The sequence below is a fragment of the Flavobacterium sp. MAHUQ-57 genome (genome assembly GCF_051908335.1).
Classification (GTDB): domain Bacteria; phylum Bacteroidota; class Bacteroidia; order Flavobacteriales; family Flavobacteriaceae; genus Flavobacterium.
On sequence record NZ_JBPZTE010000007.1, the window covers coordinates 1,144,604 to 1,168,542 of the forward strand.

The window sequence follows — 23,939 nt, forward strand, 5'->3', positions numbered from 1 at the left end:
GGATGTATTCTGATGAATTATTTACTCTTCTGTGCCTCCTGTTGTACTTGTTTTCTAAGTTCTAATTCGGCTTTGCTTGCTTCCATTTCATATTCGGATGGATCGACATAATCAGAAGCTAGAATAGAATCTTTATTGACTTTGGCATATTCTAGGTCGCCTGTCAATACTTTTTTTACCGATTTGATGTATTCATCATTTTTATTCAGTTGAAATTCCAATGAATCGGCTTTAATCCCTAATAACAAAGCGTCTTGTTTCAATTGTGTTGAAGAATACCCCGGAATGTACTCGCGGAGTGGTGTAAAAGCGATAAGATAACTAGTAACAGAAATCAGGAAAATTGCTCCAATACTTCCTAAAATGAACACATTAAGTATACTTAATTTCAAAGAAAACTGCTCTTCAAAAGTTTCTTCATTGATAATAACCAAGCGTCGTCTGGCTTTGATCGCATCAAAAAAAGCTTTTCTTTTTAATCTTTTTTTAGTCATAAGAGGGCAACTTAATCTACAAATATAGCAATTTCGAATTTTCTGAAGACAATAAATAATAAATCGTTAAAAAATGAAAGTGTTGTTCTTTTCTTTAATATCTTTGTTGAATAATTTAAGATGCGGAAGCATAATTTTTATTTATCATGGGAAGATTTGGAACTACTGAAATTATTGTAATATTAGTTGTTGTTTTATTACTTTTTGGAGGTAAAAAAATACCGGAATTAATGAAAGGTTTAGGAAGTGGATTGAATGAATTCAAAAAAGCTTCTAAAGGCGAAGATACTGCTGCAAAAAAAGACGAAACTAAAGAGTAAGCATAACTGTTTACTTTTCTCTTATGGATAAAATAGACGCAAAAATTCTGAATATTTTACAAAAAGATTGTACGCTTTCTGTGAAAGATGTGGCGGCTATGGTAGGGTTATCTTATACTCCAACGTACGAAAGAATTAAACATCTTGAAGAATCTGGAGTTATTAAAAAAAGTGCGGTGATTTTGAATCCTTCAAAAGTGGGAATCAAGCTGTTTGCCTACTGCAATGTAACCTTAAAACAACAATCCAAGGAAAATTTACAATGCTTCGAAGAAGAAGTAATGAAAATGCCTGAAATTCTGGAAGTAACCAGTCTTTCAGGCGTTTATGATTATGTATTGAAAATTGCCACTACAGATATAGAAGCATACAATGACTTTGTAGTGAATAAATTAGCCAATATTCCTAACATTGGTCAATATCACAGTAATATTGTGATGAGCATGGTGAAAAACGAAACTTCCTACTACTTACCGGAAGATTAAACCAATTGCTTTTTCTTTTGAATAAATTCTGCAATGATTTTATCATTTTGCAAATTACCAATACTTCCTTCGTGGGTATGATGAATCGTTTTGCTATTATACAAAAACTGATTTTCCTCCACTTGTTTTGAAACTATTTTATAAGCTTCACGGAATGGAATTCCTGATAACACCAATTCATTAACAGCTTCAACAGTAAATAGATTCAAATACTTTTCGTCTGATAAAATATCCTTTTTAATAGTCATATTTTCCAACATCACTTCAAGCATGTCCAAACATTCTTTAAGAGTTATAATGGCTGGAAATAAACATTCCTTGGTTAATTGCATGTCTCTGTGATAACCCGAAGGCAAATTGTTGGTCAGTAGCGTCAACTCATTTGGTAATGACTGAATTCTATTGCATTTGGCTCTGATTAATTCAAAAATATCCGGATTTTTTTTGTGTGGCATGATACTGCTTCCTGTTGTCAATTCTTTCGGAAAACTAATGAATCCGAAATTTTGGTTCATGTACAAACACACATCCATTGAAATTTTTGTCAAAGTAGCAGCAATTCCGGACAAAGCCATGGCTGTCACTTTTTCAATTTTACCTCTTGTCATTTGGGCGTAGACCACGTTATGATTCATCGATTCAAAATTAAGAAGCAACGTTGTGAATGTTCTGTTCAAGGGAAAAGAAGAGCCATAGCCAGCGCCTGATCCCAATGGGTTTTTGTTTGCCATATGATATGCAGCAAGAATCAATTCCAGATCATCACAAAGACTTTCTGCATAGGCACCAAACCATAAACCAAATGATGAAGGCATGGCCAATTGGAAATGCGTATACCCTGGTAATAAATCGTTTTTATGCTTCTCGCTCAAATCTATCAGACTATTGAACACGTTCTCTGTTTTTTCAACAATTTGTTTCAATTCTGATTTTATGAATAATTTAATATCCAACAATGATTGATCGTTTCTGGAACGTCCGGCATGGATTTTTTTTCCGACTTCCCCTTTCATTTGAGTGAGCAAAAGTTCCACTTGAGAATGTACATCTTCTACTCCATCTTCAATAACAAAAGTCTTATCATATACTGTTTTTAGAATGGCTTGTAACCCGTCGTGGGCTTCCTTTAATTCTTCAGTCGTTAATAATCCTATTTCGTGCAACATGGAAGTATGTGCGATGGAACCTTTAATATCTGCTTCTGCCAAATATAAATCCCAAATTGTATCCTGACCTATCGTAAATTGTTCCACCATTTCTTCGATGGAAGTTTTTACGTTACCTGATGTATTTTGCCACAACTTCATAGTCTATCGTATTAAATTTTTCGAGCATTTTGATATAAATTTCAATGCCTTTGTTGATCTCTTCAACATAAATATATTCATTCGCCGTATGTGATCTTGCCGAGTCGCCCGGTCCCATTTTAAATGTTGGAAAACCGTTCATTAAAGCCTGATCTGAAGTGGTTGGTGAAGCATAAACAGCTCTTCCCAATGCAATACCACTTTGTACAATCGGATGCTCTTTCGGTGCGAAAGAAGGGTTCAATCGAGTCGAGCGTGGAATCACTTCACAATCCACATGTTGTTTAATGATTTCCAAAGCTTGTTCGTTATTGTATTTATCCGTCGTTCTGATATCGACCGTAAACTGACAACTTTCCGGAACCACATTATGCTGTACACCTGCGTTGATAATGGTTACCGACATTTTCACTTTGCCCAGCATCTCGGATTCTTCGGGAAATTCAAACGTTCGAAACCATTCAATATCCTTCAACGCTTTGTAAATTGCGTTTTCTCCTTCTTCTCTAGCGGCATGTCCTGATTTTCCGTGTGCAATACAGTCAATCACAAAAAGTCCTTTTTCGGCGATGGCGATATCCATTTTTGTTGGTTCGCCCACAATTCCGAAATAAATCTTTCCTAATTCCGGTAAGACGATTTCCACTCCGTTATTCCCGGATATTTCTTCTTCGGCAGTCGCAGCATAAACCAAGTTGAACTGCAAATCCTGTCTGTCATAAAAATGCAAAAAACAGGCAGCTAGAGAAACAAGCGGTCCGCCAGCGTCGTTACTTCCCAAACCATACAAAATTCCATCTTCGATATCCGGGCTAAAAGGATCTCTTGTGTATTGTTTGTTCGGTTTTACGGTGTCGTGATGCGAATTCAGTAAGATTGTTGGTTTTGAATCGTCAAAATACTTATTCTTTACCCAAACATTATGCAACAATCTCGTTGTTGGAATTCCTTTCTGAATAAAGAAATCATTCAGAATTTCTGCTGTTCTACCTTCTTCTTTACTGAAAGAAGGTGTGGCAATCAGTTTTCGCAAAAGTTCCAACACTTCTATTTGTAATTGTTCCATTTTTTACAGTATTAATGTTCCGATAAAAGATTCGCCTTGCTCGCTCGCATAATCCGCATGACAGATTTCCACCTTTGCTACATTTGATTCGCTGGCTCTAAACGCATTTTCTAATTTCGGAAGCATACCTTTTGAAATGATTTTTCCTTCTTTTAAATAATCGTATTCGTTTTTATCCAAAACTCTTAACCATGAACCGTCCAATTCAGGATTTGTCAACACGCCTAATTTTTCAAAGCAAAATCTAAGATTCACTTCGTTGGTTTCAGAAAGTGCCATAGCCACCTCTGTTGCTATAGTATCGGCGTTGGTATTTAATAAATTTCCTTTTCCATCGTGGGTAATCGGACTGATAACAGGTACAATTCCGTTGTCTATCAAACTTTGCAAAAACCCGGCGTTAACACTTTCCACATCACCTACCCAACCGTAATCAATAGTCGAATGATTTCTTTTTGCCGATTGGATGATATTTCCGTCCACACCACTTAATCCAATGGCATTACATGCTTTTGACTGTAACTTGGCGACAATGGTTTTATTCACCAATCCAGCGTAAACCATCGCTGTAATTTTTAAAGTTTCGGCATCAGTAACACGTCTACCATCAATGATTTGCTGTTCAATATTCAAATCTTTTGCTAAACTGGTAGCCAATTTTCCGCCACCGTGAATCAATATTTTTGAACCTTTCAGTTTGGCAAATCTGTTGAGGAAATCATCCAATTTTGTTGCATCATCAATAATATTTCCACCAATCTTTATTACATGTACCATAGCTTTAAAAATTAGTTTCCAGTATATTTTTCAAAACTGTCTGTGCTGCATAGACTCTGTTTTCGGCTTGCTGCAGAATCAAAGAGTTTTCGCTGTCCAAAACCTCATCCGACAATTCCACATTTCTTCTCACCGGTAAACAGTGCATTACTTTAGCTGAATTAGTAACTTCTAATTTTTTATTAGTTAACATCCAATCTTCCGTAACTGGTAAAACCTTTCCATAATCGGTATACGAAGACCAGTTTTTCACATAGACAAAATCGGCATCCTGTAATGCTTTTTCCTGATCGAATTCGATTGTTGCGCCTTTTGTAAACTCCTCGCTCAATTCATATCCTTCAGGATGTGTAATGGTTAAATCATAACCGCTAGCCAAAGTCCATTCAGCAAACGAATTCGCAACCACTTGCGGAATCGGTTTGATATGTGGCGCCCAAGTCAGCACCACTTTGGGCTTTTCTTTGGTTTTGTGCTCCTCAATTGTGATCATATCAGCCAAACTCTGCAAAGGATGTCTCGTTGCCGATTCCAGACTCACTACCGGAACTTTCGCGTATTGAACAAACTGATTGATAATTTTATCAGCGTAATCCTCTTCTTTATTTTCCAGATTCGGGAAACAACGAATGGCTAAAATATCACAATACAAACCCATTACAGCTGCTGCATCTTTAATGTGTTCCACTGTTTTACCATTCATTACGGCTCCTTCTTCAAATTCCAATGCCCAACCATCGTTGTTCACATTGAGAATCATGACTTCCATTCCCAGATTTTGAGCTGCTTTTTGCGTACTCATTCTGGTTCTAAGACTTGAATTAAAAAACAATAATCCGATAGTTTTGCCTTTACCAATCTCCGATTGCTTTTCAGTATTTTTTAATGCTATAGCTTCTTTAACCAAAGTTTTAGGGTTTTCTATATCGTTTACAGATGTAAAATGTTTCATTTCTCTTTCATTAATCGTTTCAAATCCTGATGTTTACTTTAAAATAATCTTTAAAGCTTTTAACAAGGCATCTAGTTCTTTTTTGGTTACTGCCAATGAAGGCAAAATTCTTAGGGTATTTTTATTGCTCGCGGTTCCAGTAAAAATTCCGAATTCCTCCAATAATCTTTTTCGGACATCGGCGCAAGGCTCATACAATTCGATGGCAATCATCAATCCTTTTCCTCTTATTTCCTTAATATTCGTAATGGTATGCAATTGTTCTTTTAGGTAATCTCCTAATTTTTGGGCATTCTCCATCAGGTTCTCTTTTTCAATCACTTCCAAAACTGCTAAACCGGCAGTGCAAGCCAGATAGTTTCCTCCGAAAGTAGTTCCAAGTATTTCCTTTTTAGGTTGAATGTGGGGAGCAATCAAAACTCCGGCAATTGGAAAACCGTTACCCATTCCTTTGGCCACAGTGATGATATCCGGTTGAATATCGGCATGTTGATGCGCGAAGAATTTACCCGTTCTTCCGTAGCCGGACTGTACCTCATCCAGAATCAGAACAATTCCCAAGTCATTGCATTTTTTGGAAACATACTTTAAGAATTGTTTCTCTGGAACCTGGATTCCGGCTACACCTTGAATTCCTTCAATAATCACGCAACATATCTCATCGTTTACAGCCTGATCAAAAGCATTACTATCATTTAATGGTAAAAAAGTTGTGTTGTTGTTTTCATTCACTGGCGCCACAATTGCAGGATTATCCGTGCAGGCAACAGCCAATGATGTTCTACCATGAAAAGCTTTACTAAAAGCGATAATTTTTTTTCTTCCGTTATGGAAAGATGCCAGTTTGAAGGCATTTTCGTTTGCTTCGGCGCCTGAATTACACAGGAACAACTGATAATCGGTATAACCCGAAAGTTGGCCTAATTTTGCTGCTAATTGCTTCTGTTGATCAATCACAATCGAATTGGAATAAAAACCAATTTTCTGCAATTGTTTCGTAAGGCTAGAAACATAATGAGGATGTGTGTGACCAATGGAAATCACGGCATGCCCACCGTATAAATCCAAATAGTGTTTTCCGTTTTTATCCCACAAATCAGATCCTGATGCTTTAACGATTTCAATATCTGAAACCGAATACACATCGAACAAATTCATTCCTGTTGAACTATCTATAATTTTTGTTTTCATATGTTCTGATTTTATTTTTCAGCGGTAACATATACTATCGCCTTTTTGTCATTAGTGTTTGCTTACGCAAACTGAAATTTAGTGGCGATTTCATACTTAAAATGCACTTGGTTTTAATTTTAATCCGGTTGCTTCGGGTAAACCAAACATTAGATTCATATTTTGTACTGCCTGTCCCGAAGCTCCTTTTAATAAATTATCAATTACGCTTACAATCATTACGTCCTCTTCATTTTTTTCGATATATAACAAGCATTTATTGGTATTCACGACTTGTTTTAAATGACAATTCTTGGGTGACAAAAACACAAAAGGTTCGTCTTTGTATTTTTCTTCAAATAAGGCAATCAATTGCTCCAAAGAGTAATCAGATTTTAATGTAATACACGCCAAAATACCTCTGGTAAAAGAACCTCTTTGTGGTAAAATATGTAGGTTGCCCAAATCGTTTTTCTGAACTTGCATTAGACTTTGATTAATCTCTGCCAAATGCTGGTGTGTAAAGGCTTTGTACACCGACAAATTGTTCTGTCTCCAACTGAAATGCGTAGTCTCAGCCAAAGATTGTCCGGCTCCAGTTGAACCCGTTGTACACGAAGCATACACTTCACCGTTCAATAATCCGGCTTCAGCCAGAGGCAAAATAGCCAACTGGATTGTTGTTGCGAAACAACCCGGATTTGCTACATAATCCGCATTTTGAATCGCTTCTTTGTTTAATTCCGGTAAACCGTAAACAAAAGAATGCTCTCCTTTAATTCTGTGGTCTTGACTTAAATCGATTATTTTCACTGAAGACGAAAACTCGCTTACTATTTTTTTAGCTTCACCATGAGCGACACATAAAAAAACCACATCAACACTTGAATTATAAGTTTCAGAAAATTTCAAATCGGTATCTCCGAACAAATCATCGTGTACTTCATAAATGAACTTGCCAGCATTACTTTTACTGTGTACAAACCCAATTTCTACCTGCGGATGGTTGATCAGGAGTCTTAATAATTCCCCTGCTGTATACCCTGCGCCACCAATAATTCCGGCTTTAATTGTCTGCATGTGTCAAATCTTTTGTAACCTGATGGTAAATCGAGGTTTGGTTCCCGAATATTTTGGTAAATCCTTTTACATCTTCTCCACTCCAACCATTATTCATTTCGCCATACGATCCAAATTCAGCCGACATTAAATCATAAGGACTTTCAATCCCATTCAATTCATATCTGTACGGATGAAGTGTAATGTGAACTTCTCCGCTTACTGTTTTTTGAGTATTGGTTAAAAAGGCTTCAATATCTCTCATAGTTGGATCCATCATTTGCCCTTCATGCAGCCAATTGCCGTACCAGCTTGATAATTGTTCTTTCCAAAACAATTGCCATTTGGTCAGCGTGTGTTTTTCCAACAAATGGTGTGCTTTGATAATCAATTCCGGAGCAGCTGCTTCAAAACCTACTCTTCCTTTGATTCCTATTATCGTATCCCCCACATGGATGTGTCTTCCAATTCCGAAAGGTTGTGCCAATTGTTGTAAATATTCAATAGCGATTGATGGATGTTCGAAGGATTCCCCATTAATTAAAATCAGTTCTCCAGCTTCAAAACCCAATATAATATCTATTGATTCTGTTGACGAAACTGGTGTAGGCCAAGCTTCTTCGGGTAAATTTTGATGTGAAGTCAAGGTTTCCTTGCCTCCCACAGAAGTTCCCCACAATCCTTTATTGATACTGTACACTGCTTTTTCGAAATTGAAGTTTACACCATGCAACTTCAAGAATTCGATTTCGGCTTCTCTGCTTAATTTTTGATCTCTGATTGGAGTGATTATTTCCACATTGGGTAACAAATGATTAAAAATCATATCAAAACGTACTTGATCGTTTCCGGCACCGGTGCTTCCGTGAGCAATTGTATTAATTCCCAATTGGATAGCATATTCAGCGATGCTTTTTGCCTGAACCGCTCTTTCCGCACTGACACTTAGTGGATAAGTTCCGTTTTTTAATACATTTCCGAAGATCAGATACTTAATGCAATCGTCATAATATTCCTTGCGTACATCAATACAGGTATAAGAAGCAGCACCACACTGCAATGCTTTTTCTTCTAAGACTTCAATCTCTTTCTGATCAAAAGCTCCTGTATTAATGGTCACCGCATGCACTTCGTAATTTTCAACTTTACTCAGATACACTGCACAATACGTCGTGTCTAAACCACCACTATACGCTAATACTATTTTCTTCTTTTGCATTTTTCTGTTCTTTTATATTACTATCATACAGCATGGCTGTACACAAACAATTTTTATAATTTTTACTTTGCAGAATTTCGAAATTCACACAACTCTGACATCCATTCCAGAATTTTTCATCAGTGGTTAGCTCTGAATACGTTACTGGTGCATAACCCAATTCCGAATTGATGCGCATCACGGCTAAACCTGTGGTTAATCCAAAGATTTTGGAATTCGGGTATTTGGTTCGTGACAATTCAAAAATTTTTGCCTTGATCTGCCGAGCCAATCCACTTTGACGGAATTCAGGTGAAACAATCAAACCCGAGTTGGCCACATACTTTTCGTTTTGCCAAGTTTCGATGTAACAAAACCCTGCCCATTCGTTATTTTCTGTCAAAGCAATTACCGCTTTTCCTTCTTGAATTTTTTCAATAATATATTCTGCCGATCGCTTTGCAATTCCCGTTCCTCTCACTTTCGCGGACGCTTCCATCTCGTCGCATATCGTCTGGGCGAAGTGAATGTGGTTATTATTTGCAATTTGAATACTAAACATAGATTAATTTTTGCGCAAATATACAAACAAATAGATATAATATCTTTTTTTAATAAAATTTAACAGATGTTTTATCTTTATAAATAAATATAACAACTCGTTTAACCTGTTTATTTCTGATTATCAGATATTTTATCCAAATAAAAAGCCCTGATTTCGATTTGAAATCAGGGCTTTTATAAATAATGAAACCTATTATAAAATCATTGTCAATTGAATTCTTTTTCTACTTTCATCCACTTCAACGACTTTGACTTGTACGTGTTGATGCAGTTTTACTACTTCGTTTACATCGCTTACATAACCGTCTTTGAGTTGCGAAATGTGAACCAATCCACTTTCCTTGATTCCGATGTCGACAAAACAACCGAAAGCTGTTATATTATTCACAATTCCGGGTACAATCATTCCGCTGCGCACATCGGCAATGGTTTTTACATTCGGGTCGAATTCGAAAATTTTAGCGGCTTTACGAGGATCCAATCCCGGTTTTTCCAATTCTTTCAAGATATCTTTGATACCCAAAATACCCACGTTTTCAGTAATATAATTCTCCGGTTTAATTTGACTTATTTTTTCTTTGTTACCGATTAATTCATTGACTTTAACACCCAAATCTTTAGCCATTTTTTCGACCATTTTATACGATTCAGGATGCACAGCCGAATTATCCAATGGATTTTTTCCGTCTTTGATTCGGATGAAAGCTGCCGCTTGTTGGAACGCTTTATCTCCTAATCGCGGTACTTTTTTCAATTGACTTCGTTCTTCAAAAGCACCATTCTCACTTCGGTATGCGACGATATTTTCGGCCATTTTTTCACCAATACCCGAAACATAACTCAATAATGATTTGCTGGCTGTATTGATGTTGATTCCGACTGAGTTCACACAACGTACTACTGTAGTGTCTAATTCTTCTTTCAATTTCGTTTGATCTACATCATGTTGATACTGTCCTACACCGATTGATTTAGGGTCGATTTTAACCAATTCGGCCAATGGATCAGATAAACGACGACCGATGGAAACGGCGCCACGAACTGTTACATCATAACTTCCAAATTCTTCCCTTGCAATTTTAGAAGCTGAATATACTGATGCGCCGGCTTCGGATACCACAAAAACCTGCACCGGTTTGTCAAAAGCAATTTTCTTGATAAAAAATTCGGTTTCACGACTCGCCGTTCCGTTACCGATGGAAATCGCTTCAATATTATACGCATTCACCATCGATTTTACCTTTTTCATCGCCATAGTCGTTTCGTTTTGCGGTGCGTGTGGAAAAATAGTTTCATTATACAACAAATCGCCTTTCTCATCCAGACATACCACTTTACAACCTGTTCTAAAACCAGGGTCGATCGCTAAAATTCGTTTTTCACCTAAAGGCGGTGCTAATAACAACTGACTCAAGTTTCCTGCAAAAACATCAATCGCTTTGATATCTGCTTTTTCTTTAGCTTCCTGTAAAGTTTCATTTGAAATAGCTGGTTCCAATAAACGCTTGTAACTGTCTTTAATAGCCAATTCTAAATGTTCAGTAGTATCATTATTCGATTTGATGATGTTATCTTCAATAAATGAAATAGCTTCTTCTTTTTCAATTTCTACATTCAGTTTGACAAAACCTTCCGCTTCTGCTCTCAACATTGCCAATAAACGATGAGATGGCGCTTTACTTATAGGCTCGGCCCAGTCAAAATACTGTGAAAATTTTTGAGCGGCTTCATCGTCTTTTTTCGTTTTAACCACTTTGGTTGTGATTTCCGCTTTGCGTTGAAACATACGACGCAGATTTTTACGGATATATATGTTTTCATTAATCCATTCGGCAATAATATCGCGTGCACCTTGCAATGCTTCGTCTTCATTGCCGACTTTATCATTAAGATATTTTGAAGCTAAAAATTCGATATCATCATTGCGTTGCAACATGATGATTTTAGCCAAAGGTTCCAATCCGTTTTCGCGGGCGGTATCCGCTTTGGTTTTCTTTTTCTTTTTGTACGGAAGGTATAAATCTTCTATTTCCTGTAAGTCAAAACTGTTTTCAATTTTTGATTTCAGTTCAGGTGATAAAGCATTTTGTTCTTCGATCGATTTTAAAATGCTTTCCTTACGTTTCACAATTTCGTCGAATTGCTTATTCAGTTTGGCAATTTGCTCAATTACAACCTCATCTAAATTACCTGTTTTATCTTTACGGTAACGTGCGATGAAAGGAATAGTGCAATCTTCTGAAAGCAATTGTAATGTTGCTTCTATATTTTTGGGAGCAGTAGGTACTACTTTTAAAATGTATTCTAAATTTGTCATTTTGTAAAATAAAATAAGGATGCTAAAATAGTATCTTTGGCGCAATTATAAGAAATGAAAATCATATTACTTTACATTCTCTGTATTAATATTTTGACTATCGGTTTGTTTGGTACCGATAAGTTTTTCGCTATAAAAAATAAAAGGCGGATACCTGAAAAGGATTTATTGGCTTTCTGTATTGTAGGCGGTGCCATCGGTGGTCTATTGGGAATGTTTATCTTCCGTCACAAAACAGCAAAACCTTCATTTCTGTTGCGTTTTGTCTTTATTTTAGTCTGTCAGATTTTGCTTTTCTACTTCATGCGTTTTTAATGTGTCTTGTAATTGCGCTTCATAAATAGTAACGCCGCTTCCATAATTTCACCCATTGATTTCGCGTTCTTGAAATTCTTGTCTTTGGTAAACTCATAGGTTTCTTTACGCAGTTGTTCCATATGGAAGGATGGTGACAGACTCATTGACTTCATGACTTGTAACAAATCGGTTAGTCTTTCTTCGGAATCGGCCAAACGTTTGACCAACAATGACCGTTCTTCATTTTGATACTGATCGATCGAATCCGGTTCCAGTTTGTCTTTCACCAATTGGGTGAACTGGAAGTTTTCTTTGAATAAATGCGGTTTATAGAGTTTAAAACTCCCTTCATAGCACTGTTGATCAAAATCTATCGCTCTGATTTTATAAACTATATGATCATAATCATAAATAGGAATCACCACAAAATTATAGGAACGCATATCGCCCAACAGTCCAATCATACAGCGTTCATTGAACTTGACAAACTCTTTCGCTATTTGCGATTTTTCGGCTTCGGTACATTTTTCGAGGTGGTTTTTTAAGAACATATCACCTGGAATACCAATAATATGTTCTTCAATTAATGTATTTCCATAGACCAAAAAGTTGATCCGGTTGGGCGATAAAATATGCTCCAATTCCAGTCCGAAAATACGCGAAGCGTCGGCTTTTTTGACATAAAAATGGGTGTAGTTGTCATTTAAAATATTTCTGACTTTTACTCGGAACGGTTTCGAGTTCCCAAAGGCACAGAAGTCGATATAGTCGACTGTAAGATGATTCAGTACTCGTTCGTCGCCATCAGAATGTAGTAAGGTGTAAATTTTCTTCAGACTCAAATCGATTTCTTTTTGGTCGAATTCATTATAAAACACCCGAAGCCACAAAGTATCTTCTCCTTTTAAATCGTACACAGCCACTGATCCTTGAAAACGAAGCAGATCATCGTAAAACACATTGGTTTTGGTAACTCTTTTGTATTTTTCAAGATACTGAAATAAGTTTTCAGATATTGGATAGTATTGCTTTTTAAACAATGGTGCGTCTTCGTTCATAAATAAGTGACAGTTTCAAACAAATTTGTGAAAAGTAAAGTTACTTCAATTATTTTAGGTTCATCAAAAGAAATACGTATTACTTTTGTATCAATAATCGATTCCATGGATGCATTACAAATCATAACTTATACTGGGGTTTTTGTGTTTGCCGTAACCGGAGTATTGAAAGCCCGAACCAAACGCTTTGATATTTTTGGAGCTTCGGTATTGGCATTCGTGACCGCTTACGGGGGTGGTACTATACGCGATTTACTGATTGGAATCAGACCTGTCAATTGGGTTAATGATAATGTGGCCATTTTTATTGTCCTTGCCTCAACAGTTGTTGCCTTTTTTTTCAAAATGAATACTAATATTATCAAAAAACTAATTTTTTGGGTTGATGCCTTTGGTATTGGTTTGTTCACAATAGTTGGAATCCAAGTAGCCTTACGGTATGGGATTTCGAGTGGTTATGCTTTGGTCATGGGAATTATAACCGCAACATTTGGAGGACTATTAGCTGATGTTTTGTGCAATAAAGTGCCAAGTATTTTGAAACCGGGCGAATTGTACGCCACAGCTTGTTTGATTGGAGGAAGTTTATATTTATTAATGCTGACGTATAATTTTCAATCGGAAATGAGCATGTTGATCGGAATAGTAATCATTGCTTCCATTCGGATTTTTGCCATTCGAAAAAAACTACAATTACCTAGAATTTAATCCTGTACGATAAAATCTTTCGGATCTTCTTTTTTGAATTCTGGTTGAATATTAATATGGTTGATACCAAATTTAGTAAACAACACAATCTCCAATTCATGGAGTAAATCATTGAATTCGCTCATTAAAATATTTTCTGCACAATCCAAATGGGCCTCCAAATGCAGTTCTTCTTCATTCAAATGCCAAACGTGAATGTGATGCAATTTTCCAACTCCAGGGATTTTGTGCACTTCTCGAACAATTTCTTTAATATCAATTTCCTCAGGCGTAAACAACATCAGCATTTTAGTGGAACGGATTAACAAATCATAACCAACATAAATCAAATAAACTGAGATTAGTAATGTCATTACACTATCTACCCAAAACCATCCATAAAATTTCATTAACAAACCACCAACCAATACGGCTACCGAAGCCATCATATCGGTCAATAAATGCAAATAAGCCGATTTCATATTCAAGTTATGATCAGCATCTTTTTTAAGCATAAGAACCGATAATCCATTCGCAACAATTCCTAATAGTGCTAACCATATCACCATTCCTGATTTAATTGGTTGCGGGTTTAAAAAACGATCAACCGCTTCATAGCCTAAATAAACGGCAACTAAAATAAGTGTAAACGCATTCACAAAGGCGGCTATAAGTTCCGCTCTTTTGTAACCAAATGTGTTGTTAATTGAAGCTTTTCTTCTTGACAACTTGTGTGCAACATAACTAAAAACTAAGGAAATTACATCTGAAAAATTATGCAAAGCATCCGAAATCAAAGCTAAACTTCCTGAAATGATTCCGCCCACTACCTGTGCTGCGGTTATCAACATGTTTAAAATGATAGAGATTACCAAATTTTTACCTTCTACCTCATGTTTATGGATGTGGATGTGATTGTGATTGTGGGACATTTAGATACTAATTATAATAGTTCAATACTCGTTTAAATACAGCGATTTCATTTCCATCAGCAATTAATTTTGCAGATGACCAATTTTCTTTATCATCATATACATATTCAAATACATAGGTATTCATCAGTTGTATACCAAAATCATTGTCATAAAATTCTATTTTATTGATATTTCCTTTATCATCAAAAGTATAGATCATTCTTTTTTTACAAATTTTTTCATAACCCGAATCAAATACCCCATGTCTTTCAATTGAAGCAATTTTACCTTCTGAATTAAAAAAATAAAATTCTTGATAATTGAACTTTCTATTTCTGAAGGATTGTACTTTTTGTATTCGGTTTTGTTTATCGTAGTAAAAAATTGATTTTTCTTCTTTTATATCATCAAAGGATTGCTCTTGATAAAATTCATTTTTAGCAATACCCTTGTCATTCTCATCATCTTTTTTTGTCAATGTTCTTTTTACAACATTTCCATTGGAATCATATACATATCCTGTTTGTACTATATTCAATTTGCCTATTTTTTTGTCATGATATATCAACGTATCAAACTCTATCATTTTTAATAATTGTTGATTTTTGATTTCATAACTAGTAAAATCCGAATAAAAATTTTGTTCTCCATATTCAGATTTATAAAACCTTTTAGTAGGTTTAGCAATTGGACTATTGACCAAATAGTTGGGATACTTTGGAAAAGGTAACTTATCTATTTCTTTTATTTCTTTAAAGAAGACTGCTGTGAAATTATTTTCCGATTTATTTCTAAACTTTATAAGATGACCACTTTTATCAAATTCATGAAAATAATGAGGGATTGATTCAAAACTATTACTTGCTTCTAAATCTAACCTAACTATAGAAGAATTACAACTTGAGTAAAAAGGATTACATTGTTTGATTATCTGTTTGTAAAAATAGGCGTTGGGATTATCATTTTTAAACAATACTTCAATAGAGTAATCTATAGAAACTATATTACCTTTGGTATTAGACTTACTTAAGTCATTCTGCGCTTGACTGATTTGCCAAAAAAAAAATACAATAAATAGTTTATTCATAGTAAGAAATGGTTCTTTCAATTAATAAAGTCTCTTGAGGCAATAAACTAGAATTACAAATCATTTTAATCCAGTTCGATTTACTATCGAACTCATACTGAATTTTTATCTTTTCTTCTTTATTTTTGGTTGCTATGATAATTTCTGTAATTAAATCATCTTTAAAAAAACTTTTCGTTGTAATCTGCGCTGATTCAAATTCTATAGAACTTAATGCGTTATTACTATCATAATTATAATTGGTACTATGAATTTGCCAATCCCCAATACTTGCTATTACTTTTTTTAATTTAGTAACATTATAGGAATACACTGTTACCAAAGGTTGTTCATATTGTCTGTTTTTAAGAGGAAATGTATAGAATAATTCTTCTGCTGGATTTTTTTCAACCGTTTTGATAACGTTTTTATTTTTGTCATAAAAATAAAGTGTCTCATTATCAATATTTTTATCTAAAGATTTCGTCTCAAATGGAGAATATTCAATTTTTTTGGTAATTTGTTTTAGATTGTTATAAACATACTTTTTGGTGTAAGTCATAGCATCCTCATTACTTATTTCTTTAAATTCTATTTCATTCCCTTCTTGATCAAACCTCCTATTATGCTTTTCTGATCCATAAGTGTAAATACTTTTTAGTTTATTATTTTCCCAATAAATCAAAGTATCTTTAGAAATGTATTCAATTGGCATAAATGGTGGGGTTTCAATAATGCCTTTAGTAATTAACTTTCCCTTTTTATCAAAATGAAAATCATGATAAAAAAGTTTGTTCTTTTTATATTCGTACAATTCTTTGTTATCTGAAAGAATAGAAACTATTATTTTAAGATCTTTTACATTTTCTTTTAGACCAAATTCCTTCTTATAATATTTATTACTTGGTAAATTCTCTTCTATTATTCTTTTTTGAGAATCCGATTGAGAAAAAAGAGAAGTAGAAATAGTTAAGAATGTGAATAATAGTTTTTTCATAGTCGATTTACTTACAAGCAATCTTATCAACACGGTTAGCGTGTCTTCCTCCTTCAAATTCTGTTATAAGGAAAACTTCAACCATTTCAACCGCTTGTTGGATCGATGTATATCGGGCTGGAATACTGATTACATTGGCATTATTATGTTGACGTGCCAATTCTGCAATCTCTACTGTCCAACATAAGGCACAACGAATATCTTGGTGTTTATTGGCTGTCATGGCAATTCCGTTACCACTACCGCAGATTACAATTCCGAAATCAGCTTTTTTACTTTCTACATCATAGGCAACAGGATGGCCTAAATCTGGATAATCCACACTTTCAAAAGTGTCTGTTCCGTGGTTAATAACAGTATGCCCGTTTGCTTCTAAGTATTTTACAATAGCATTTTTGTAGTCTGGACCTGCGTGATCGTTACCTATTGAGATAATCATAATATAAAGATTGTGTTGTGTTTGTATTCTACAAAAATACAGAATTATATAAAGCGCAAAAAAGATGTCTAGGTATTTAATTACAATTCTATTTTAATTTATGTAACATTTACTCAACTATTTTTGAATAGTGCAAAAGCAGTTAAATTAATTTAATTCATTATAAATCAATAATTTGTAATCTTTTCTTGTGAATTATTAACCGTTGTTAATAAAAATCATACAGCTGTTTAAAATCAGCTTGTTAGCGTTTAACAACTTTTGTTAACAACTTCGTAAAGAAAATAAGAACTATTTTTTGGTTGTATTGATAAAATGTGTAATCCAAAATTGATTTGGATTATACAAGAAAAGTTTCGTCGATTTGTTGTAAAATTATTCAACAAAAAAACAGACTTTTCAACAGTTATTCACAAAGGAAGTTTTCAAAAAAAGAAAGTAAAATTCAGTAGTTAACAATTGTTAATAACCATATTCTTACAATTCATTTACAATACTTTAACCTTGTATAAGTATGTTAATATCGTTGTATAACTCCGTATAACTTCCAAAAAAAAGAAAACACATAAAAGTTATTCCCATTATTAACACCCTATCATAACCATCATAAATTAAATTTTTAAAAAAAGATTTTTTTGTTGTTTTTAGTAATTGTTGAAAACTCTGGTTTTTAAAAAATAAAAAAAAATTAAAAGTTATCTTTTACTTAATTGTTTTATCAGAATAGAAATTACTGTAAAGTATTTTGTAATTTTCAGGAATAATTTAGAAAAGAGATAATGAACAAGAAACCTAAAAAGTTTAGTAAAGGTGTAAAAGATTTTTCTGGAAAGATTTTGAAAATTCTTTCGAAAGACCCTAATAAGCCTTTTAACTACAAACAGATTGCCGCTAAACTTGAAGTTGATGACACTAAAAGCAGAAACGAAATAATCAAAGATTTAAAAATACTAGCGTCTAAAAAGAAGATTGTTGAGATTGAACCGGGTAAATATGTAATCAAAGCACAAAGTCAAGATTATTACGAAGGTGTAATTGATATGACTTCTCGTAAAACGGCTTATTTTATTAGCGAAGAATTTGAAGAAGATGTATTTATTCCAACGAACAATTTGAATCATGCATTGGATGGCGACACGGTAAAAGTATATGTCTATAACCGGAGAAAAGGAAAACGACCTGAAGCTGAAGTGATTGAAGTATTGGAACGTAAAAAAGTCGAATTTGTGGGTGTAATTGACATTCAAAAGAATTTTGCTTTTGTTACCACGGCCAATGCAAAAATGTATACGGATATTTTTATTCCTAAAGATAAAATTGGTAATGCCTTAAATGGTGATGTGGTTTTAGTTAAAATCGAAGATTGGCCAAAAAAAGCAGATTCACCATTCGGTTCAGTAATCAAAGTATTAGGAAGACCTGGAGAACACAATACGGAAATTCATGCGATTTTGGCTGAGTACGGATTACCCTATGAATTTCCAGTAGAAGTAGAAGCCTATGCTCAAAAGTTAGACACTTCAATTCAAGAAAGTGAAATCGCAAAACGTCGTGATATGCGCGACACGCTGACGTTTACAATCGACCCGAAAGATGCTAAAGATTTTGATGATGCTTTGTCTTTCAAAAAGTTAGAAAACGGTCATTATGAAATTGGAATTCATATTGCCGATGTTTCGCATTATGTGCAAGAAGGAACTATTTTGGATGATGAAGCTTTTCAAAGAGCAACATCGGTGTATTTGGTAGATAGAGTTGTTCCAATGTTACCCGAAGTTTTGTCCAATTTTGCATGTTCACTTCGCCCAAATGAAGAGAAATATACATTTTCTGCAGTATTTGAAATCAACGAAAAAGCACAAGTTACAAATCAATGGTTTGGAAGAACAGTGATTTATTCGGATCAACGTTTTGCTTACGAAGAAGCGCAACACATTATAGAAACTCGATCGAATACGATTCCTTCCGAAATTTCAATTACAGGAAACGAATATGTAGTTGATGATGCTATTGTCAATGCTACTTTAAAATTGGATGAATTGGCTAAAATTTTCCGAAGAAATCGTATGAATAATGGTGCGATATCTTTTGATAAAGTGGAAGTTAAATTCAATTTGAATCAAGATGCCGAACCCGTTGGTGTGTATTTTAAAATTGCAAAAGATGCCAATCATTTGATTGAAGAATTCATGCTTTTAGCGAATCGTAAAGTAGCGGAATATATAGGAAAACAACAAAAAACTTTTGTTTACCGTATTCATGATGAACCGGACGAGAATAAATTGATGAACCTTCAAGGTGTCATTTCTAAATTCGGTTACAGTATCAATTTCAAAAGCAAACAATCTATTTCTAAATCCTTGAATGAGTTATTAGTAGGAGTTGTGGGGAAGAAAGAACAAAATATGGTTGATACTTTAGCCATTCGAACCATGAGTAAAGCAAAATATTCTACCGACAATATTGGTCATTACGGATTGGCTTTCGATTATTATTCTCATTTTACTTCGCCTATACGTCGTTACCCGGATGTAATGGTGCACCGTTTATTACAGTATTATTTGGATGGAGGAAAAAGCGTAGACGAAGAAGTGTATGAAGAAAAATGTGTCCATACATCGAATATGGAAGGTTTGGCTTCTAATGCTGAACGCGATTCCATCAAATACATGCAAGTAAAATACATGCAGGATCATAAAGACCAGGAGTTTTTAGGTGTGATTTCAGGTGTTACCGAATGGGGTATTTATGTTGAGATTATTGAAAACAAATGTGAAGGAATGATTCGCATTCGTGAAATAAAAGATGATTATTATACGTTTGATGAAAAACAGTATGCATTGGTAGGAGAAATGACCAAAAGTTTACTGCAATTAGGAGATGAAGTGATTGTTAAAGTGAAAAATGCCGATTTGGTTAAGAAACAATTGGATTATCATTTCATCCGTAGAAATGAGTAATTTTTTAATCATCAATTAAATAGATCATCATGAGAATCAAATTTTTAGCGGTATCCCTTTTTGCTGCATTATCAATATCGGGATATTCGCAAACGAAAAGAGAATTAGGGAGTTTCACGAAAGTCACTTCTTTTGATAAAATAGAAGTGCATGTGATTCCTTCCAATGAAAATAAAATAGAATTATCAGGTACGAATTCGGATCAGGTGGAATTAGTTACTAAAGACGATGAACTAAAAGTACGAATGCCTTTAGGGAAAATGTTGAAAGGTGACGATGTGGTTGCAGTTTTGTATTGTAAGCAATTGGAAGCTGTAGAAGCAAATGAAGGAAGTTTTATTCGTAGCGAAAAATCATTCAAATCCAATCTTTTCGATATCATTGCTAAAGAAGGTGGAGCTGTTCGAATTACTGTAGAGGCTTCTAAAATTTCGGTAAAAACTTCTAGTGGCGCTGTTGTTAATTTATCAGGTACTACACAAAATATAGATGCCGTTGCCACTGCTGGTGGTATTTTGGAAGCCGAAAATTGTAAAACACAACAAGCAACTGTTACTGTTAACGCAGGTGGAACTATCGCAATTTCAGCGTATGATGTGGTAGAAGCCAAAGCGCGTGCCGGAGGAAATATTACGGTTTATGGAAAACCGAAACAAGTGAATCAAAAAACCATTTTAGGTGGTACTATTGTAATTAAAAAAGATACTAATTAAGTCTTTTAGTTAAGCATAGAATTTACTATTTGAATAGCACGATTCCCAATTCATTTCTTTTGAAAATGAGTTGGGAATCTTTTTTTTTGTCCTCTTACATAGTATTTATACACTTCATCGATTTTTTATCCATTCTCACTAGATAAACCCTAACTTAATGGTATAAAAGGTTTTAGCCTATTTCTTTTTTTTCTTTTACTAATTTTTAAAACCATGTAAAAATGAAAAATATACTATTTTTTATACTTTTTGTGATAGGATTTCCAATGGTGGGATTTGGTCAAATTACTCAAAAAGTGGGTGATTTTTCCAAAGTAACCGCATACAATCAAATTGCTGTTTTTTTAATTCCTTCTTCTGAAAATAAAGTAGAAGTTTCAGGTTTTAACGCTGAAAAGGTGGAAGTAACTATTGAAAATAACGAACTCAAAATTAAATTTCCTTCTGAAAATGAATCGGAAAGCAATGATATTCTTGCCAAAGTGTATTTTACGAAATTAATAGCGGTAGAAGCGAATGATGGTTCAAGTTTTGGAGCTAGTGGTTTAATTACTGCACCTAGCTTTGAAATCATTGGTAAAGAGAGTTCTAAAATTAAATTGAATTTAAAATCAGACAAGGTTACTGCCCGAATTTCTCAGGGTTCTAAATTGGATTTATTGGGTAGTACCGAAAATCTAGAAGTGGTGGCTAATAATGCTTCACAGGTTTTTGCAAAAGACTGTTTGGTGAAACAAGCCAATGTAAATGCGAATGCTGGAGGAGAAATTTATGTAAATGCTTCACAATTGGTTGATGCTAAAGTACGTGCCGGTGGTAGTATTTTTATCCACGGAAAACCCAAAAAAGTCAACAAACAAATGATTCTAGGAGGCGACATCATTATGAAATAAAATAGATGCGAACAAAAATTAGATTTTTAAAGAATATAGAGTAACTTGCGGTATCTAAATTATTTCTATGATACAATACATTTTAAGTAACGGAATTCCGCTAGGTATTTTTTTGAGTTTTATGATCGGACCCGTTTTTTTTGTATTGTTAGAAACCAGTATTACCAAAGGATTCAGAGCTGCTTTTGTTTTTGACCTTGGTGTTGTCCTTGGTGATATTTTCTTTATTGGTGTATCTTATTTAGGAAGTTACCGATTAATCCAAAGTTTAAAAGACGACCCTGCTTTATTTATTTTCGGTGGGATTATTATGTTAACTTATGGCCTTATTTCGTATTTTAAGCTACGTAAAGCAAGTAAAAACATCGAAGAGGATCAGGAAGTGGTTGAATTGATAAAAAAGGATTATTTCAGCTTATTCATTAAAGGATTTTTATTGAACTTTATTAACATTGGTGTGTTAGGTTTCTGGTTATTGATTATTATTACTTTCGGACCGAGACTACATATGGAAACCTCGAATATTGTTTGGTTTTTTACTACGGTAATACTTTCTTATTTGGCTACCGATGTGTGTAAAATACTTTTAGCAAAACAGTTGAGAAACAAATTAACACCTCCCAACATTATCAAAATCAAAAAAGTAAGTAGCATTCTTTTAATCATATTCGGAGCTATTTTATTAAGTCAAGGTTGGTTCCCTTCCGATAAGCAGTTTGTAAAAGATACGATTGAGAAGATTGAAAACAAATAATTTACTATATTAAGGCACTCCAAAACGAGTGTCTTTTTTAATTTAAAACCCTATGAAAAAACTACTATTCCTACTTCTGTTTACTTCTACCTTTTATGCGCAACAAGATTCTGTAGTTGCTATCAAACCTAAAATTTCGGTTATTTCCGCGGATAAAATGAATATTCTTTACCGTGGTATCCCCAATCCTATTTCGATTGCTGTAAACAACGCAAAATCATTTAAAATAAAAGGTCAGGAAATAACAAAGAATGAAGACGGAACTTATAGTATCAAACCTAGATCAGGAAACGAGACTAAAATTACTTTAGAAATTGAAAGTTTAGACAGTACTAAGGTTGTTGAAGAACATGTTTTTAAAGTAAAACCATTACCTACAGCTGCATTGTTAGTAAATCAAAAAGGCTGTCTTAATACGGATTGTGTGGTTGAAATACCTACCAAAGAACTTTTAAATGCGGAAGTTTCTATTAAAATGATTGATTTCTTTTTGGATTACACGATTTCAATAACAGGTTTTCGTTTGTATTTAACGAATACTAATGGCGATACTTTGGCCAGTTACGAAATTACTGGAAATAAAATTCCACAAGATGTGTATGATGAAATTATTAAGAATGACAAAGCAAACTTGATTATCATTCATAAAATTACCTTTACCTCCGACTTGAATTTATCGGTTGCCAAAACACCGGTGATCAAGATTAAGAAGGTTTAAAATAAATTATATAAGGAGCAACATTTGTTGCTCTTTTTTATTATAATACCATTTAGTTTAGTTCTCTTTAACTTAAGTTTTTCTAAAAAAAGAACATAAAAAAAAGAGCTACATTACTGTAACTCTTTTTGAGGCATCGCCCGGATTCGAACCGGGGTAGACGGTTTTGCAGACCGGTGCCTAGCCGCTCGGCCACGACGCCATTGTGGATTGCAAATATAGTAAAAAGTTTAAATTTTAAAAGTCAAAAGTTAAAAGTTTGTCTATTTTCTTTCTTCTTTTACCTATTTTTTGTGATCACTATAGTAACTTGTTGAACGTCACCACCAATTGGAGGGTTAATTTTAGAAACTTCTACCGTAACTTGGGTTACCATTTGCAACCCTTGAAGTGTTCTATTGATAATTCGTTGCGCTACGTGCTCCAATAATTCGGAACGAATCGCCATCTCTTCCACTACAATTTTATTCAAATGGACATAATCTACAGTATCTGAAAGCTTATCGCTTTCTGATGATTTTGTTAAATCGGCATGTATTTCTAAATCAACTCGGTAATCGCTACCTATTTTACTTTCTTCCACTAAACACCCATGGTATGAAAACGTACGTATGTTTTGTAATCTAATTATTCCCATTTATCTGTAAAAAATTGAACGTTAAAGGTACAAGTTCAAGGTTTATTAAACAACTTTAAACCTTAAACCTTAAACTTTTTTTATCTTTGTTCAAAAG

At 34.2% G+C, this 23,939-nt stretch carries 25 protein-coding genes and 1 tRNA gene; 9 read left to right on the forward strand and 17 right to left on the reverse strand.

The features are described 5' to 3' along the window. Positions 1 to 17 precede the first annotated feature (17 nt). Entirely contained in the window at positions 18 to 494 is a 477-nt protein-coding gene (locus tag ACS8MM_RS13245; RefSeq protein ID WP_379717707.1) for a peptidase, read from the reverse strand. A 146-nt stretch (positions 495 to 640) separates the two neighbouring features. On the opposite strand from ACS8MM_RS13245, the gene tatA reads away from it, so the two are divergent. Continuing rightward, a complete protein-coding gene (tatA, locus tag ACS8MM_RS13250; protein ID WP_379717709.1) occupies positions 641 to 814 on the forward strand; it encodes a twin-arginine translocase TatA/TatE family subunit in 174 nt (57 codons plus the stop codon). Between the two features lie 23 nt (positions 815 to 837). Continuing rightward, a complete protein-coding gene (locus ACS8MM_RS13255; protein WP_379717711.1) occupies positions 838 to 1,299 on the forward strand; it encodes an Lrp/AsnC family transcriptional regulator in 462 nt (153 codons plus the stop codon). Here the strand turns inward: ACS8MM_RS13255 and argH are convergent. The 9 genes from argH to ACS8MM_RS13300 all read right to left on the reverse strand — a co-directional run bounded on the left by argH (position 1,296) and on the right by ACS8MM_RS13300 (position 11,709). After that, positions 1,296 to 2,606 carry an argininosuccinate lyase gene (gene argH / locus ACS8MM_RS13260; protein ID WP_379717713.1) on the reverse strand — a complete coding sequence of 437 codons (1,311 nt, stop codon included), beginning with the start codon at positions 2,604 to 2,606 and terminating at the stop codon, positions 1,296 to 1,298. The two genes, ACS8MM_RS13255 and argH, sit on opposite strands and share 4 nt — an antisense overlap. Continuing rightward, a complete protein-coding gene (locus ACS8MM_RS13265) occupies positions 2,578 to 3,672 on the reverse strand; it encodes a M20 family metallo-hydrolase (RefSeq protein WP_379717715.1) in 1,095 nt (364 codons plus the stop codon). The genes argH and ACS8MM_RS13265 overlap by 29 nt, the downstream gene beginning before the upstream one ends. 3 nt (positions 3,673 to 3,675) lie before the next feature. After that, positions 3,676 to 4,449 (reverse strand): acetylglutamate kinase, encoded by a 774-nt coding sequence (gene argB / locus ACS8MM_RS13270; protein WP_379717717.1) that lies wholly within the window; start codon positions 4,447 to 4,449, stop codon positions 3,676 to 3,678. A 4-nt stretch (positions 4,450 to 4,453) separates the two neighbouring features. After that, positions 4,454 to 5,401, reverse strand: coding sequence for an N-acetylornithine carbamoyltransferase (locus tag ACS8MM_RS13275; RefSeq protein WP_379717719.1), 948 nt, complete (start codon positions 5,399 to 5,401; stop codon positions 4,454 to 4,456). A gap of 33 nt (positions 5,402 to 5,434) precedes the next feature. After that, complete coding sequence (locus ACS8MM_RS13280) at positions 5,435 to 6,559, reverse strand: aspartate aminotransferase family protein (protein WP_379719022.1); 1,125 nt, start codon at positions 6,557 to 6,559, stop codon at positions 5,435 to 5,437. 129 nt (positions 6,560 to 6,688) lie between these two features. Continuing rightward, the gene (gene argC / locus ACS8MM_RS13285) at positions 6,689 to 7,651 is read right to left on the reverse strand and encodes an N-acetyl-gamma-glutamyl-phosphate reductase (protein ID WP_379717721.1); all 963 of its coding nucleotides are present in this window, start codon (positions 7,649 to 7,651) and stop codon (positions 6,689 to 6,691) included. After that, positions 7,638 to 8,849, reverse strand: a complete 1,212-nt coding sequence (locus ACS8MM_RS13290; protein ID WP_379717723.1) for an argininosuccinate synthase — start codon at positions 8,847 to 8,849, stop codon at positions 7,638 to 7,640. The genes argC and ACS8MM_RS13290 overlap by 14 nt, the downstream gene beginning before the upstream one ends. Beyond that, complete coding sequence (locus ACS8MM_RS13295) at positions 8,818 to 9,390, reverse strand: GNAT family N-acetyltransferase (protein WP_379717725.1); 573 nt, start codon at positions 9,388 to 9,390, stop codon at positions 8,818 to 8,820. The genes ACS8MM_RS13290 and ACS8MM_RS13295 overlap by 32 nt, the downstream gene beginning before the upstream one ends. 195 nt (positions 9,391 to 9,585) lie before the next feature. Beyond that, positions 9,586 to 11,709, reverse strand: coding sequence for a Tex family protein (locus ACS8MM_RS13300; RefSeq protein WP_379717727.1), 2,124 nt, complete (start codon positions 11,707 to 11,709; stop codon positions 9,586 to 9,588). Positions 11,710 to 11,763: 54 nt separating this feature from the next. Here ACS8MM_RS13300 and ACS8MM_RS13305 point away from each other — a divergent pair, with 54 nt between their 5' ends. Beyond that, positions 11,764 to 12,024, forward strand: a complete 261-nt coding sequence (locus ACS8MM_RS13305) for a DUF1294 domain-containing protein (RefSeq protein WP_379717729.1) — start codon at positions 11,764 to 11,766, stop codon at positions 12,022 to 12,024. Here ACS8MM_RS13305 and ACS8MM_RS13310 read toward each other — a convergent pair. Then, complete coding sequence (locus ACS8MM_RS13310; RefSeq protein ID WP_379717731.1) at positions 12,021 to 13,064, reverse strand: hypothetical protein; 1,044 nt, start codon at positions 13,062 to 13,064, stop codon at positions 12,021 to 12,023. The two genes, ACS8MM_RS13305 and ACS8MM_RS13310, sit on opposite strands and share 4 nt — an antisense overlap. Before the next feature lie 27 nt (positions 13,065 to 13,091). Here ACS8MM_RS13310 and ACS8MM_RS13315 point away from each other — a divergent pair, with 27 nt between their 5' ends. Continuing rightward, a complete protein-coding gene (locus ACS8MM_RS13315) occupies positions 13,092 to 13,772 on the forward strand; it encodes a trimeric intracellular cation channel family protein (RefSeq protein ID WP_379717733.1) in 681 nt (226 codons plus the stop codon). Here the strand turns inward: ACS8MM_RS13315 and ACS8MM_RS13320 are convergent. From ACS8MM_RS13320 to rpiB, 4 genes are read right to left on the reverse strand one after another with little or no spacing between them, the layout of a single operon-like run. Further along, positions 13,769 to 14,683, reverse strand: coding sequence for a cation diffusion facilitator family transporter (locus ACS8MM_RS13320; protein WP_379717735.1), 915 nt, complete (start codon positions 14,681 to 14,683; stop codon positions 13,769 to 13,771). The two genes, ACS8MM_RS13315 and ACS8MM_RS13320, sit on opposite strands and share 4 nt — an antisense overlap. A 7-nt stretch (positions 14,684 to 14,690) precedes the next feature. Further along, a complete protein-coding gene (locus tag ACS8MM_RS13325; protein WP_379717737.1) occupies positions 14,691 to 15,752 on the reverse strand; it encodes a hypothetical protein in 1,062 nt (353 codons plus the stop codon). Continuing rightward, on the reverse strand, positions 15,745 to 16,728 hold the full coding sequence (locus ACS8MM_RS13330) for a hypothetical protein (RefSeq protein WP_379717739.1): 984 nt from the start codon (positions 16,726 to 16,728) through the stop codon (positions 15,745 to 15,747). Before ACS8MM_RS13330 ends, ACS8MM_RS13325 begins: the two co-directional genes overlap by 8 nt. A 7-nt stretch (positions 16,729 to 16,735) precedes the next feature. Then, positions 16,736 to 17,167, reverse strand: a complete 432-nt coding sequence (gene rpiB, locus ACS8MM_RS13335; RefSeq protein ID WP_379717741.1) for a ribose 5-phosphate isomerase B — start codon at positions 17,165 to 17,167, stop codon at positions 16,736 to 16,738. Positions 17,168 to 17,946: 779 nt separating this feature from the next. Here rpiB and rnr point away from each other — a divergent pair. The 5 genes from rnr (at position 17,947) to ACS8MM_RS13360 (ending at position 23,205) form a co-directional block, all read left to right on the forward strand. Then, on the forward strand, positions 17,947 to 20,127 hold the full coding sequence (gene rnr, locus ACS8MM_RS13340) for a ribonuclease R (protein WP_379717743.1): 2,181 nt from the start codon (positions 17,947 to 17,949) through the stop codon (positions 20,125 to 20,127). Positions 20,128 to 20,156: 29 nt separating this feature from the next. After that, positions 20,157 to 20,840 carry a head GIN domain-containing protein gene (locus ACS8MM_RS13345; protein ID WP_379717745.1) on the forward strand — a complete coding sequence of 228 codons (684 nt, stop codon included), beginning with the start codon at positions 20,157 to 20,159 and terminating at the stop codon, positions 20,838 to 20,840. A 221-nt stretch (positions 20,841 to 21,061) separates the two neighbouring features. Continuing rightward, positions 21,062 to 21,733: a head GIN domain-containing protein gene (locus ACS8MM_RS13350; protein ID WP_379717747.1), complete on the forward strand. Its 672-nt coding sequence runs from the start codon at positions 21,062 to 21,064 to the stop codon at positions 21,731 to 21,733. Positions 21,734 to 21,800: 67 nt separating this feature from the next. Further along, entirely contained in the window at positions 21,801 to 22,487 is a 687-nt protein-coding gene (locus ACS8MM_RS13355) for a LysE family translocator (protein ID WP_379717749.1), read from the forward strand. 52 nt (positions 22,488 to 22,539) lie between these two features. Next, positions 22,540 to 23,205: a hypothetical protein gene (locus ACS8MM_RS13360; protein WP_379717751.1), complete on the forward strand. Its 666-nt coding sequence runs from the start codon at positions 22,540 to 22,542 to the stop codon at positions 23,203 to 23,205. Positions 23,206 to 23,336: 131 nt separating this feature from the next. Here the strand turns inward: ACS8MM_RS13360 and ACS8MM_RS13365 are convergent. Next, positions 23,337 to 23,407: transfer RNA gene (locus ACS8MM_RS13365), tRNA-Cys, on the reverse strand. Positions 23,408 to 23,485: 78 nt separating this feature from the next. Further along, positions 23,486 to 23,842 (reverse strand): dihydroneopterin aldolase, encoded by a 357-nt coding sequence (folB, locus tag ACS8MM_RS13370; RefSeq protein ID WP_379717753.1) that lies wholly within the window; start codon positions 23,840 to 23,842, stop codon positions 23,486 to 23,488. Positions 23,843 to 23,939: the final 97 nt, after the last annotated feature.